The 12,632-nt window shown below is 72.0% G+C and carries 11 protein-coding genes; 1 reads left to right on the forward strand and 10 read right to left on the reverse strand.

Going from position 1 to position 12,632, the window contains the following annotated elements; all coding sequences use genetic code 11:
• Nucleotides 1-59: 59 nt before the first annotated feature.
• The 3 genes from J7E86_RS04405 to J7E86_RS04415 form a co-directional block, all read right to left on the reverse strand.
• Nucleotides 60-1,010, reverse strand: coding sequence for an aminoglycoside phosphotransferase family protein (locus tag J7E86_RS04405; protein ID WP_215079919.1), 951 nt, complete (start codon nt 1,008-1,010; stop codon nt 60-62).
• A gap of 63 nt (nt 1,011-1,073) precedes the next feature.
• Complete coding sequence (locus J7E86_RS04410) at nt 1,074-2,345, reverse strand: MFS transporter (RefSeq protein ID WP_215079920.1); 1,272 nt, start codon at nt 2,343-2,345, stop codon at nt 1,074-1,076.
• Between the two features lie 52 nt (nt 2,346-2,397).
• Nucleotides 2,398-3,108 (reverse strand): FadR/GntR family transcriptional regulator, encoded by a 711-nt coding sequence (locus J7E86_RS04415; protein WP_215079922.1) that lies wholly within the window; start codon nt 3,106-3,108, stop codon nt 2,398-2,400.
• A 114-nt stretch (nt 3,109-3,222) separates the two neighbouring features.
• Here J7E86_RS04415 and J7E86_RS04420 point away from each other — a divergent pair, with 114 nt between their 5' ends.
• Nucleotides 3,223-4,077, forward strand: a complete 855-nt coding sequence (locus J7E86_RS04420) for a rhomboid-like protein (protein WP_374223764.1) — start codon at nt 3,223-3,225, stop codon at nt 4,075-4,077.
• On the opposite strand, the gene J7E86_RS04425 is transcribed toward J7E86_RS04420, so the two are convergent.
• The 7 genes from J7E86_RS04425 to J7E86_RS04455 all read right to left on the reverse strand — a co-directional run bounded on the left by J7E86_RS04425 (nt 4,019) and on the right by J7E86_RS04455 (nt 12,564).
• On the reverse strand, nt 4,019-4,846 hold the full coding sequence (locus tag J7E86_RS04425) for an HAD family hydrolase (protein ID WP_215079924.1): 828 nt from the start codon (nt 4,844-4,846) through the stop codon (nt 4,019-4,021). The genes J7E86_RS04420 and J7E86_RS04425 overlap by 59 nt on opposite strands.
• On the reverse strand, nt 4,843-6,120 hold the full coding sequence (gene serS, locus J7E86_RS04430) for a serine--tRNA ligase (RefSeq protein ID WP_215079926.1): 1,278 nt from the start codon (nt 6,118-6,120) through the stop codon (nt 4,843-4,845). Before serS ends, J7E86_RS04425 begins: the two co-directional genes overlap by 4 nt.
• 595 nt (nt 6,121-6,715) lie before the next feature.
• Entirely contained in the window at nt 6,716-7,651 is a 936-nt protein-coding gene (gene pheA / locus J7E86_RS04435) for a prephenate dehydratase (protein WP_215079973.1), read from the reverse strand.
• 649 nt (nt 7,652-8,300) lie between these two features.
• Nucleotides 8,301-9,557, reverse strand: coding sequence for an iron uptake transporter deferrochelatase/peroxidase subunit (gene efeB / locus J7E86_RS04440; RefSeq protein ID WP_215079928.1), 1,257 nt, complete (start codon nt 9,555-9,557; stop codon nt 8,301-8,303).
• Nucleotides 9,557-11,428: a copper resistance protein CopC gene (locus J7E86_RS04445; RefSeq protein ID WP_215079930.1), complete on the reverse strand. Its 1,872-nt coding sequence runs from the start codon at nt 11,426-11,428 to the stop codon at nt 9,557-9,559. Before J7E86_RS04445 ends, efeB begins: the two co-directional genes overlap by 1 nt.
• A 6-nt stretch (nt 11,429-11,434) precedes the next feature.
• Nucleotides 11,435-11,911, reverse strand: coding sequence for a copper chaperone PCu(A)C (locus J7E86_RS04450; RefSeq protein ID WP_215079932.1), 477 nt, complete (start codon nt 11,909-11,911; stop codon nt 11,435-11,437).
• Nucleotides 11,911-12,564 carry an SCO family protein gene (locus J7E86_RS04455; protein ID WP_215079934.1) on the reverse strand — a complete coding sequence of 218 codons (654 nt, stop codon included), beginning with the start codon at nt 12,562-12,564 and terminating at the stop codon, nt 11,911-11,913. Before J7E86_RS04455 ends, J7E86_RS04450 begins: the two co-directional genes overlap by 1 nt.
• Nucleotides 12,565-12,632 lie beyond the last annotated feature (68 nt).

Consider the following 12,632-nt stretch of genomic DNA (forward strand, 5'->3'; position numbering starts at 1 on the left):
CGTGTAAGGGGCGGTCTCCACGGAGACCGCCCCTTACACGTGCCGTCACCCGCGGCGCCTCACACGCGGGCCGCCAGCGCGCCGGCGATCGCCATCTGTTCGGGCGCCAGGGTGATGTCCTCGCCCTCCTCGGCATCCTCTATCTCCCACAGGGCGTTCTGCAGGACCCGTCCGAGCGTCCAGCGCGCCGCGCGGCGCCGCTCCAGGCCCAGCACCTCGGTCATCAGGTCGAAGCGGCGCAGCACCGCACGCTCGACGTCCCCGGTCGCCACGACGTCGTCCCACCGGTCGTGCAGCGCGGGCAGCAGCTCGAACCCGGCGTCGCCCACCAGCGGCTTGGGGTCGATGGCCAGCCACGGCTCCCGTTCCGCGCCGGGCAGCGGGGCCAGCACGTTCTCGTAGTGCAGGTCCCAGTGCAGCAGCCGGTCACCGGCCTCGCCGGCCACCTCCCGTACGGCCGCGGCGCAGCCCGCCACCAGCCGGCGCTCGTCCGGATCGGCCAGGGCCGGCACCGCCTCCGGCGCGTCGTGGAGCATCGCGCCCGCGATGTCCCCGAGCGACCGCAGCCCGGCCGGCGCGGGCACCGCGAGCAGCCGCGCGAGGAGCTCCGAGAGCGTCCGCAGCGCCGCCTCGCCATCCGGTACGGACATCAGCGAGCGCCCGGCGTCCAGCCGCTCCAGCAGCATCGAGCCGGACGCGGCGTCGTGGTCGAGGAGGCCGACCGCGCCGTCACCGCTCCAGGCGAGCAGCGCGTCCGGCTCGCCCGCGCTCTCGTCGGTGACCGGCTGGAGCTTGAGTGCGGCGGGGGTGCCGTCCTCGCGCAGGACGGGCAGGACGAGGGCCACGTAACCGTGCCAGGAGGGGCCGTCGAGCCGCAGCCGCCAGCGGTCCATGAACTCCGCGGCCAGGTCCGGCAGGGCGGCGACCCAGCTGCGGCCCGCCTCCCCGTCGAACTCGTCGTGGTAGCCGGCGAGCGCGGCGGGGACGGTGATGCGGGAAGGCACGTGCATGACGGACGGACTCCTCACGACGGGTGGGGAGGCCCCGTGGGAGCCTCCTGCCACTCCAACGTCTCAGATCTTGCGATCGCGCCCGGCCCCAAGTCCCAGAAAGACCAGTCCCGCGCAGGCGACGAGCAGCAGTGCGACCGGCAGCGTCCAGCCGCCCGTCGCCTGGTGGACCGCGCCGATGGCGAACGGGCCGACGGACGCCAGGAGATAGCCCCAGGTCTGCGCCATGCCCGACAGCCGCGCCGCCGTGTGGGCGTCGCGCGAGCGCAGCACCATCATCGTCAGGGCGAGCCCCAGCGTGCCGCCCTGGGCGACGCCCATCATCGTCGCCCAGACCCAGGCGCCCGCCACGGGGGCGAGCAGCAGACCGGTCGTGCCCGCCGCCATGAGCAGCACGACCCCGACGGCCAGCGGCCGCTGGTCGCGCATCCGCCCGGCCAGGAGCGGCACCACGAACGAGCCCGCCATCTGCACCAGCGTGTAGAAGGCGTAGACCATGCCGGCCTCGCTCTTGCTCATGCCGTTGTCGGTGAAGACCGTCGGCATCCAGGCGATGCACACATAGGCGATCAGCGACTGCATGCCCATGAACAGGGTCACCTGCCAGGCCAGCGGCGTGCGCAGCAGCGCGCGCCCCTCGCCGGACGCGGTGGGCCGGGCGGTGGCGGCCGGCAGGCCGTGCGCGGTGCCCCGGCGTGCGATGGCCGCCTGGGGGAGCCAGGCGGCCGCGGCGACGGCCGCCAGCAGCGCCCAGGAGACGAGGGAGCCCTGCCAGCCGCCGAGGGCCTCCTCCAGCGGCACGGCGGAGGCCGCGGAGACGGTGGCGCCGAGGATCATCGCGGTGGAGTAGAGCGCGGTCATGCTCGCGGCCCGCTCAGGGAAGTCCCGCTTGATCAGGCCGGGCATCAGGACGTTCAGCAGGGCTATCGCCGTGCCGACGAGCGCGCAGCCGACGAACAGGGCGACGACCGGCGGCGCGACGCGCAGCAGGATGCCGCCGCACAGCAGGACGAGCGCGCCGCACAGCACCGCCTCGGTGCCCCACCGGCGGGCCAGCTTCGGCGCGACGATCGAGCCGAGGCCCATGAAGACCAGCGGAATGGTCGTCACCAGGCTGCTCGCGGTGGCGGCCAGGTGGAAGTGGTCACCGATCTCGCCGAGCAGCGGCGACACCCCGGCCAGCGCGGCCCGCATATTGAGCGAGGCCAGGACGATGCCGAGCATCACGAGCGCGGGATGGGCGCGCAGCCGCCGGCGCGCGGCGACGACCGGTGGCGCGGGGGCCAGATCCTCCTCCGCGTCGATCAGTGGTGCGCCGGGCTTCGTCTCGGGCATGGGGCGGTTCTCCAAGGGCAGGTGCGATGGCGAGCGGGAACGGAAGAGGGGGTCAGCTCTCGGGGAGCAGGGACTCGACGGCCTGTTTCGGTCGTTCGAGCAGCAGCCGGCAGGCGTGCGCGGCCTCGTCGGGGTCGCCGGAGGCGATGGCGTTCAGCAGGTCGTCGTGGTCGCCGTGGTCGATGCGCGGCATCTCCCGGTCGCCGAGCGCGGTGAGCAGCGCCTCCCGCACCGAGCTGCTGAACCAGCCGTACGTCGCGGTCAGCGCGCTGTTGTGCGCGGCCTCCACGACCGCCTTGTGGAACTCGACGTCGTGATCGGCGTACAGCTCCAGGTTGCCGGAGTCGGGCTGGCCCTCGGAGTCCTCGAAGGCCGTCTGCGCCTTGAGCGCGGCCCGCATCCGGTCCAGGTCGCCGGGCTCGTGCCGCAGCGCGGCGAGGCGCGCGGCCTCCACCTCCAGCGCGATCCGCAGCTCCAGGACGTCCCGCACCCCCGCGCGCTGCACGCCGCGCATGATCTCGGCCGGGTCCGACATGGAGAGGACGAACGTGCCCTCGCCCTGCCGCGAGCGCAGCATTCCGGCGTGCACGAGGACCCGTACGGCCTCGCGGACGGTGTTCCGCCCGACCTGGAGCTGCTCGGCGAGGGCGTGTTCGGTCGGGATGCGCTCGCCGACCCGCCACTCGCCCGCGGCGACCTGCGCGCGCAACTGATCCACGACGGTGTCCACCAGGGACTGCCGTCCCGCTGCCCGCAGTGCCATGCCGCCGTTCCTCCGAAGCTCGTGATCTACAAATCCATCCGGTTGCCCAGTCATCCTACAACTGAATACTCGCCGATCGTGCCCCCATGAGGCCATCCGGGCTACCGTCGAACCGTGAAGGCCGACGTATCCCTCCTGGGGCCCGGCATACGCTCCTGGGTCCGCACCTCGCCCGGCACCCACATCTGGCTGCTGATCATCGGAGTCACCAGCCTGGTCATCGCCGCGGCCAGCCAGGACCTGGAGACCTTCCTCCTCCACCGCACCAGCAGCAACATCCATCAGCTGAACAAACACCCGCTGCAGTCGCTGCTGATCAGCGGCTTCTGGATCGAGAACCCGTCGTCCTTCGTCCTCTACGCCTGTCTCTTCGAGCTCGTCCACGCCAATGTCGAACGCTGGATCGGCACCGCGCGCTGGCTGTTCACCGTCGCCGTCGCCCATGTCGCGGCCACGCTCATCAGCCAGCAGGTCGTCCTGATGTCCATAGAGGACCACTCGCTGCCGCGCTCGATGAAGCACGTTGTCGACATAGGCGTCTCGTACGGGCTCGCCGCGGCCGCCGGCATCCTCGCCTATCGGGTGCCCCGGCCTTGGCGGTGGCTCTACCTGGTCGGCCTGGTGCTGTTCTTCGCCGTTCCCCTGTGCACCGGCGGTACGTACACCGACATCGGCCACGCGATCTCCGTCGCGATCGGCCTCGCCTGCTGGCCGCTCACGAACGGCAGGCCGCCGTGGGACTTCACCCGTCCGGCGGTGGCCAGGGTAAGAGTTCCCGCGACGGCCGGCGGCGGCCCGGCGGATGGCTCGGGAGGCCCGGCGGACACCCCGGAAGGCCCGACGACGGCCTCAGGAGACACGACAGCCGCCGTCGGGGACCCGACGGCGGCTGGGGGAGAACCAACTGCTCTCAGGCGAACAGACGCTCCAGGACCGTCGCGATCCCGTCGTCCTCGTTCGAGTCGGTGATCTCGTCCGCCACCGCCTTCAGCTCGGCATGGGCGTTGGCCATGGCCACGCCGTGGGCCGCCCAGCCGAACATCGGGACGTCATTGGGCATGTCACCGAAGGCGATCGTGTCGGCGGCCTTCATGCCCAGCCGGCGCGCGGCCAGCGACAGGCCCGTGGCCTTGCTGAGGCCCAGGGGCAGCAGCTCGACGATGCCGGGGCCCGCCATCGTCACGCCGACCAGGTCGCCGGCGACGGCCCGGGCCACCTCGGCCAGACCGTCGTCGCCGAGGTCGGGGTGCTGGAGGTAGAGCTTGTTCAGGGGCGCGGCCCACAGCTCACCGGGGTCGGTGATCGGGACGGCCGGCAGCGGGCCTTCCTGGATGCGGTAGCCGGGGCCGACCAGCACCTCGCCGTCCATGCCGTCGCGGCTGGCGGCCAGGAACAGCGGGCCGACCTCCGCCTCGACCTTGGCGAGGGCCAGTGCGGCGAGCTTCCGGTCCAGCGTGACCGACGTCAGCAGTCTGTGCTCGCCGGCGTGGTAAACCTGCGCGCCCTGGCCGCATACCGCGAGACCGCGGTAGTCCAGCGCGTCCAGGATGTGCTTCGTCCACGGCACCGACCGGCCCGTGACGATGATGTGCGAGGCACCCGCCGCCGTGACCCGGCCGAGCGCGGCGCGGGTGCGCTCCGAGACGGTGTCGTCGGAGCGCAGCAGCGTGCCGTCGAGGTCCGTCGCGATCAGCCGGTACGGCAGCGTGCTCGGACCCGTCGAACTCGTCGGACTCACTTGGCGAGGGGCTCCAGGATCTCCCGGCCGCCCAGGTACGGACGGAGGACCTCGGGGACGCGGACCGTGCCGTCGGCCTGCTGGTGGTTCTCCAGGATGGCCACGATCGTGCGCGGGACCGCGCACAGCGTGCCGTTGAGCGTCGCCACCGGGCGGACGTTCTTGCCGTCGCGCATCCGCACGGACAGGCGGCGGGCCTGGAACTCGTTGCAGTTCGAGGTGGAGGTCAGCTCGCGGTACTTGCCCTGGGTGGGGATCCACGCCTCGCAGTCGAACTTCCGCGAGGCCGAGGAGCCGAGGTCACCGGTGGCGGTGTCGATCACCTGGAACGGCAGCTCCAGGCTCGTCAGCCACTGCTTCTCCCACTCCAGCAGGCGCGCGTGCTCGGCGTCGGCGTCCTCGGGTGCGATGTACGAGAACATCTCGACCTTGTCGAACTGGTGCACGCGGAAGATGCCGCGGGTGTCCTTGCCGTACGTGCCGGCCTCGCGGCGGAAGCACGGCGAGAAGCCGGCGTAGCGCATCGGGAGCTGGGCGGCGTCGAGAATTTCGTCCATGTGGTACGCCGCGAGCGGCACCTCGGACGTGCCGACCAGGTACAGGTCGTCGTTGTCCAGGTGGTAGACGTCCTGCGCGGCCTGGCCGAGGAAGCCGGTGCCCTCCATGGCGCGCGGCTTGACCAGCGCGGGGGTGAGCATCGGCGTGAAGCCGGCGGCGGTGGCCTGGGCGATCGCGGCGTTGACGAGGGCGAGCTCCAGCAGCGCGCCGATGCCCGTCAGGTAGTAGAAGCGCGAGCCGGAGACCTTCGCGCCGCGCTCGACGTCGATCGCGCCGAGCGCCTGGCCGAGCTCCAGGTGGTCCTTGGGCTCGAAGCCCTCGGCGGAGAAGTCGCGCCGCGTGCCCACGGTCTCCAGGACGACGAAGTCGTCCTCGCCGCCGACCGGCACGTCCGGGTGGACGAGGTTGCCGATCTGCAGGAGCAGGCGCTGCGCCTCGGCGGCGGCCTCGTCCTGCTCGGCGTCGGCGGCCTTGACGGCGGCGGACAGCTCGCCGGCCTTCTTCAGCAGCGCGGTCTTCTCGTCACCGGTGGCCTTGGGGATGAGCTTGCCGAGCGACTTCTGCTCGGAGCGGAGTTCATCGAAGCGGACGCTGGACGACCTGCGCCGTTCGTCGGCGGAGAGCAGTGCGTCGACGACGTCGACGTCCTCTCCACGGGCGCGCTGAGAGGCGCGCACACGGTCGGGGTCCTCACGAAGCAGGCGAAGGTCAATCACCCCACCAGGCTACCTTCGCGGGCGCGATCACTCGACGCGATATTCCTTTTCGTTGCGTTTGCCCCATTTTGGGGAGACTGGAAAGGCGAGGAATAACGGGCCGGACCGGCTGTCGGGAAATTCGCGCGCAATTGATGAAATAGGGCATAGGGGCACGGTGTAGCGTCGTCCCGCCTTGCGGCGGGCGGCAGTTGGTGAGCCTGTTGTCCACAGGTGTCGGGGGCTCCGTTTCTTTGTCCACAGGCTGTGCGTGAAATCTGTGGACGCCGGAATCGAACATTCCGCCCGGTTCTGTCTTTATGTCGAAGATTCCTTGGGCAAACGTCGCTCTGCCACTCATTCGGGTGGTAATGGCATGCGCTAAAGGGTTGTTCGATGGCATTCGACTGACAGTGGGGTGGCGCGAGGGCCTCGCGCGGCCACCTAGGTGCTGTGGATGACAGCCCTGTAGTTAGAGAGATTTGTCGACCTTGACCGATTCGGGGGCGGCCTGGACGCCCTCGATCTGTCGACTTATCCCCAGACCGGGAAAAGCCTGTGGATAACTTTGTGGGGCGCGAGCGCCCCGAGGCCGTCCGCGCGGCCGCCGAAGCGATCACGCCCGCCCGTCCTGGCACCTGGCCAGCCAGTCCGCCGCCGCCACGAAGGCGCTGTCCGACATCCCGGGCGCCGTGTCCGCCACATCGGCCGGGTCGACCCCCGCGCGCGGGTACGAACCGAGGAACCGCACCTTCGGACAGATCCGCTTCAACCCCATCAGGGCCTCGCTCACCCGGCGATCGGTGATGTGCCCCTCCGCGTCGATCGCGAAGCAGTAGTTGCCGATGCCCTCGCCGGTCGGGCGCGACTGGATGAGCATCAGGTTCACACCGCGCGTCGCGAACTCCTGGAGCAACTCCAGCAGTGCGCCCGGGTGATCGTCGCGCAGCCACACCACCACGGACGTCTTGTCCGCACCCGTACGCGCCGCCGGCCGCGCCGGCCGCCCGGCGAGTACGAACCGGGTCTGCGCGTTCTCCGCGTCGTGGATGTCGGTGACCAGCGGCACCAGCCCGTACGTCGCCGCCGCGAACTCCCCCGCGAAGGCGGCGTCGTAGCGCCCCTCCTGCACCAGCCGCGCACCGTCCGCGTTCGACGCCGAGGACTCCCAGCGGGCGTCCGGCAGGTTCGCGGCCAGCCAGTTGCGCACCTGCGGCTGGGCGACGGGGTGGCCGGTCACCGTCTTGATGTCGGAGAGGGCGGTTCCGGGACGTACGAGCAGGGCGAACGCGATCTGGAGCAGCACCTCGCGGTAGATCATCAGCGGGGTGCCGGTGGCCAGTTCGTCGAGGGTCGCGGTGACCCCGCCCTCGACGGAGTTCTCGATCGGTACGAGCGCGGCGGCAGCCTCACCGTGGCGCACGGCGTCCAGGGCGGCCGGTACGGACACCATGGGGACCAGCTCGCGGGTCGCCGCCTCCGGCAGGGTGCGGAGGGCGGCCTCGGTGAAGGTGCCTTCTGGGCCGAGATAGGTATAGCGGCTGGCCGACATCACGCGGGTTTTCCTCCGGAACGGTCCGCTGGTGGGGCTTGCCACGTTACCGCTGCGGCGGTGGATCTTTCCGGGAACGGGGTTCCTCCGAGGACGGCTCGCGGCCGTGCCCTCAAGCGCCGGACGGGCTGTGGGGACGAATCCGTCCGGGTCCCCGGTGCCTGCTCCGCGCTGACGCGCGGTGTCCTCGAATGCCGGACGGGCCGGAGGGGGTGGGCGTCGGCCCAGGTCGCGCGAGTTCCTCGGTCCCTGATGGGCAGGCTGGACGGGCTGGAGGGTAGGTCCAGGTTCCTCGTGCCTGTTCCGCGCTGACGCGCGTCGTCCTCAAACACCGGACGGGCTGGATGGGTGGGCGCTTGTGTCGCCTGTTCAGCCCGGCTCGGTGTTCTCCCGGCGGCCGCGTCCGGCCCGGAGCCCGGCCCGGACGCCCGCACCCGGCGGCCATCCCGGGCCCACGACCCGGCCCACGACCCGGCCCACGACCCGGCCCCCGGCCCGTCCCGGCACCCGTATCTCCAGGCACCGGGCCGCCCGTGCCGCACCTCGATCAGCCACCCCGGCAAGATCCAGCCCGTCCGACGATTGAGGACACCGCGCGTCAGCGCGTACGCGCCGGCCGCGGAAGACGGCCGGCGGCCCCGAAGGGCCCTCACCCCTCCAGCAACCGCTGCCCCACGTACTCCCCCTCCGCACACCCACCCGGCACCGCGAAGAGCCCGCTCGACTCGTGACGGAGGAAGCGGGAGAGGCCGTCGCCGCGGTCGAGCTTGCGCTGGACGGGGACGAACCCGCGGCGCGGATCCGCCTGCCAGGCGATGAACAGCAGGCCCGCGTCCGGCGCCCCGTCGTCGCGGAAGCCGTCGTGGTACGAGAAGGCCCGCCGCAGCATCGCCGCGCCCCGGTTCGACTCCGGTGCCGCCACGCGGATGTGTGCGTCGCCCGCGATCGCCAGCGCGCCGTTCCCGTCGATCTTGTTCAGGTCGACCGGCGTCGTCTCCGTACCGCCCGACAGCGGCGCCCCGTCGGACTTGCGCCGGCCGATCACCCGCTCCTGGCGCTCCAGCGACAGGTGGTCCCAGCTGTCGAGCAGCATCCGGATGCGCCGTACGACCGCGTACGAGCCGCCGGCCATCCAGTCGCCGGAGTCGTCCGGCACGAAGACCCGCTCGGCGAAGTCGGGGTCCGACGGCTTCGGATTGTTCGTACCGTCGATCTGGCCCATCAGATTGCGGCCGGTCTTCGGCTCGGCGGTCGCACCCGGGGCCCGGTTGAAGCCGTTCATCTGCCAGCGCGGCCGCGCCGCGTCCCCGGCCTGCTTCTGGAGCAGTCGCAGCGCGTGGAAGGCGACGAGCGGGTCGTCGGCGCCGATCTGCACCCACAGGTCGCCCTCGCCGCGCCCGGCGTCCAGCGCGTCGCCGGTGAAGGCGGGCAGCGGCTCCAGCGCGGCGGGCCGCTTCGCGGCCAGCCCGGTGCGGTCGAAGAAGGTGCGGCCGAAACCGAAGGTGACGGTCAGGGACGACGGCCCCGCGTCGAGCGCGATGCCGGTGGCATCGTCCTTCGGCGTCCCGCCCGCCATCAGCTCCGCCGCCGTCGCCGACCAGCGCCGCAGCAGTGCCGCCGCGGCCTTGCGGTCGGCGCCCGGCGCCAGGTCGAAGGCGAGCAGGTGGCCGCACGCCTGCGCCGGTTCGGCGATGCCCGGCTGATGTTTCCCGTGAAACAACACGGACGCCGAGCCGACCCCGGCCAGCGCCGCCGGCTCCTTCCGTACGGCATGCGCCGCGAACGCGCCGCCTCCGCCTCCGACGACGAGCCCCGCCGCGCCGACCGCCCCGGCTGTGCCGAGGAGCCGCCGCCGGCTCATCGCGTCCGTACCGTCTCGCTTCACTTCCGCAACCCGTTCAGCCATTAGTTGATCTTCACGTTCCTGATCTCCGTGATCTGGTCGATCTCGGAGGTCCGTACGGTCAGGGTCAGCTGCCACTCGCCGGCCATGGGCAGCTGGAAACCGGTCGCCTGCCAGCGGCCCGCGGAGACGTGCCGGAGCGAGGCCCGCAGCGGCCCGATGTTCTTCCGCGTCTCGGTGAAGGAGACATCGAGCTGCGGCACGTCGACCGGCCGCCCGGCCGGATCGGTCACCGTCACGCCGAGGGTGTTGTCGCCCGAGCGCGCCGGGTCGATCCGTACGACGGCCGTACCGCGGCCGTTCGTGCCACCGGTGTCGTACGGGATTCTCACCTCGGCCGGCCCGGCGGCGGTGGCCGCCGCGCGGGCGGCGCCGGCTTCCTTCTGTTCGGTCTCCGCGCGGCCCGGCTGCGTGCCGGTGAGCATCGTGGTGACGGCGAGGAGGACGACCGCGACGGCGGTCTCGGCCAGGACGGAACGCCGCAGACCGCTGCGCCCCTCGTCCGCGTCGCGCTGCCGCCGCCCGGCCGCCTTCGCGAGCGCCGCCCGCTGCCGGGCGAGCTGAACGGCTCGTTCGGGTGACGTCCCGCCGCCCTTGCCGGCCGGTGCCTTCACCGGGGCGGCGGCCTTGGCCCTCCTCGGCTCCGTACGGTCGCCGAGCCGCCCCGTCCAGCGCCGCGAGAACGACGCGACGCCGACCAGGGCGACCACCAGACCGGCCTTGATCAGCAACAGCCGCCCGTACTCGGTGCCGGTGAGCGCGCCCCACGAGCCGACCTGCCGCCAGGACTGGTACAGCCCCGTCGCCACCAGGACGCACACCGAGGCGAACGCGAGCCGCGAGAAGCGGATCACGGCGGCCCGCCGGATCGGTTCGCCGCTCCACAGCGTGGCCAGCAGGGCGGCCAGCCCGCCCAGCCACACCGCGACGCCCAGCAGGTGCAGCACGTCCACGGGCATCGCCAGCCAGGTCTGCAGACCGGCCGAGGCGTGCTCGGCCATCGCCCAGGTCGCCGCCAGCCCGGTCGCGACGACCGCGCCGCCGATCCCGAGCCCGTACGCCACGTCGCGGCGCTCCCCGGGCGTGCGGTCGTCGTCCTCACGGGCGTGCGAGCCGAAGAGCACGGCCAGGAAGACGGCCGCCGCGCTCAGCAGCAGCAGCCGGGACAGCAGCGCGGCACCCGGCTTGGTGGACAGCACATCGCCCAGCAGCGACAGGTCGAGGACCGAGCCCGGTCCCTTGCCGCTCGTGTACGCGCCGCGCAGCAGCATCAGCGCTGCCGTCGAGGCGAAGAGCGTGATCCAGCCGCCCACCGCGATCCGTCGGACGGGCCGCGCCGAGCGGCACACCCCGGCGAAGACGCAGCCGCCCACCAGCAGCACGAAACCGGCGTACGCCGCGTACCGCGCCGCTCCGTAGAACCAGTCGACGACCGGGTCGACCCTGGCCGTCATCACCTTCGCCGCCGTCTTCGACGGCGCGCCTATGGAGAAGGTGAAGGCCCCGGCCACCGGATGGCTGTCCGCCGAGACGGCCTGCCACGCCACCGTGTACGTGCCGTCGCCGATCCCGGCGCGCAGCCCGACGGTCGCGGTGCCCGACTTGCCGTCCGCGTGGGTCGGCCGCCCCTCGTCGACGCGCGCGCCGCTCGGGTCGAGGACGCGCAGCGAATCGGAGTTCAGCAGCACCCCCTCGGAGAAGGTGAGCGTCACCCGCCGGGGCGCGGCCGGCACCACCGACCCGTCGGCGGGGTCGGTGGCGGTCAGGGCGGCGTGCGCCGACGCTGTGGCCGCACCAGGGCCGAGTGCGCACAGCAGCGCGGCGAGCAGCGTCCCCAGCAGGGGCAGCAGCCGTCCGGTGGTCAGGGTCCTCATCGCACGTCAGTCCTTGGGACGGAACGTCGTGGACTCGACCGGGACCTGGATCTTCATGGACCCGGACGTGGCGAAGTGCAGCGTGAACTCCACCTTCTCGCCGGCCTTCGGCAGGTGGCCGAGCTTGCCGAGCATCAGATGCGTGCCTCCGCGGCTGAGCTTCAGCGCGCCCTTCGCGGGCACGTCGAGCTCGGTCGCGTGCTTCATCCGCGAGCCCTCGGTGGTGTGCATGGTGATGTCACCGGAGATCGGGCTGGTGACGGAGGTGAGCCGGTCGGCCTTGTCGCCGTCGTTCTCGACGGTGAGGTAGGCGGCGGCCATGTCCGCCATCGCGGGCTGCGGCAGGTAGGCGCCGCTGACCGACAGCTCGGGCTTGTCGGTGGCCAGGGCGTTCTTCTCCGACTGGCAGCCGGTGACCAGGAGCATGCCTCCGGCGAGCAGGAGCGGCAGGACGGCGGCGGTGGCGGCAGTGGACTTGCGCATCACGGGTTCTCCCCCTTGACGATCTTCGGGAGATCTTTGGCGTACTGGGCGGCGGTGGTTTCGGCGGTGTAGACCCAGTGGCCGCCGTCGTCCTTCGGCGAGAAGCCGATGACCTGGGCGCCATGGCTGACGGTGATGGAGCCGTCCTTCTCCTTCTTCGGCTTCTCCACGAGGATGCCGAGCGGCTTGGCGGCCGCCTGGACGGTGTCGAACGAGCCGGTCAGACCGACGATGTCCTGCCCGCCCTGGGCGTCGAGCCACTCGCGCATCCGCTTGGGGGTGTCCCGCTCGGGGTCGGTGGTGACGAAGACGATCTTCAGGTTGTCGCGGTCCGCCTTGGGCAGCTTCTTCGCGGCGTCGGCCATGTCGGCGACGACGGTCGAGCAGACGTCCGGGCAGTAGGTGTAGCCGAAGTAGAGCAGGACGGGGTGGCCCTTGGTCTCCTTGACCAGCTCGTACTTCTTCTCGGACGTGTCGGTCAGGACCAGGTCCGGCTTGGGGTTCGGCCGGTCGAGGGTGATCGCGGCCTTCTTGGGCGCCGCGGACACATCGGCGGCGGGCTTGTCGCTGTCGCCGCCCGAGCCGCCCCCGCAGGCGGTCAGGGCGAGCGCGGCGGCGGTGGCCAGCGCCACGCCCAGGATCTTGGTGCGCATGGAGTTCTTCTCCGGAATCGGTCGGTGGTGCAGGGGCGGCGGCAGCGCGTCGGGCGGCCGCGCCCCGG

This window comes from Streptomyces sp. ISL-11 (genome assembly GCF_018614525.1).
Lineage (GTDB): Bacteria > Actinomycetota > Actinomycetes > Streptomycetales > Streptomycetaceae > Streptomyces.

What these genes read in the sequence shown, in the direction of transcription:
- efeB (WP_215079928.1), bottom strand. Translation starts at nt 9,557, where the DNA reads ATGGCTGAACGGGTTGCGGAAGTGAAGCGAGACGGTACGGACGCGATG.
- pheA (WP_215079973.1), bottom strand. Translation starts at nt 7,651, where the DNA reads ATGTCGGCCAGCCGCTATACCTATCTCGGCCCAGAAGGCACCTTCACC.
- J7E86_RS04415 (WP_215079922.1), bottom strand. Translation starts at nt 3,108, where the DNA reads ATGGCACTGCGGGCAGCGGGACGGCAGTCCCTGGTGGACACCGTCGTG.
- J7E86_RS04450 (WP_215079932.1), bottom strand. Translation starts at nt 11,911, where the DNA reads ATGCGCAAGTCCACTGCCGCCACCGCCGCCGTCCTGCCGCTCCTGCTC.
- J7E86_RS04410 (WP_215079920.1), bottom strand. Translation starts at nt 2,345, where the DNA reads ATGCCCGAGACGAAGCCCGGCGCACCACTGATCGACGCGGAGGAGGAT.
- J7E86_RS04405 (WP_215079919.1), bottom strand. Translation starts at nt 1,010, where the DNA reads ATGCACGTGCCTTCCCGCATCACCGTCCCCGCCGCGCTCGCCGGCTAC.
- J7E86_RS04445 (WP_215079930.1), bottom strand. Translation starts at nt 11,428, where the DNA reads ATGAGGACCCTGACCACCGGACGGCTGCTGCCCCTGCTGGGGACGCTG.
- J7E86_RS04455 (WP_215079934.1), bottom strand. Translation starts at nt 12,564, where the DNA reads ATGCGCACCAAGATCCTGGGCGTGGCGCTGGCCACCGCCGCCGCGCTC.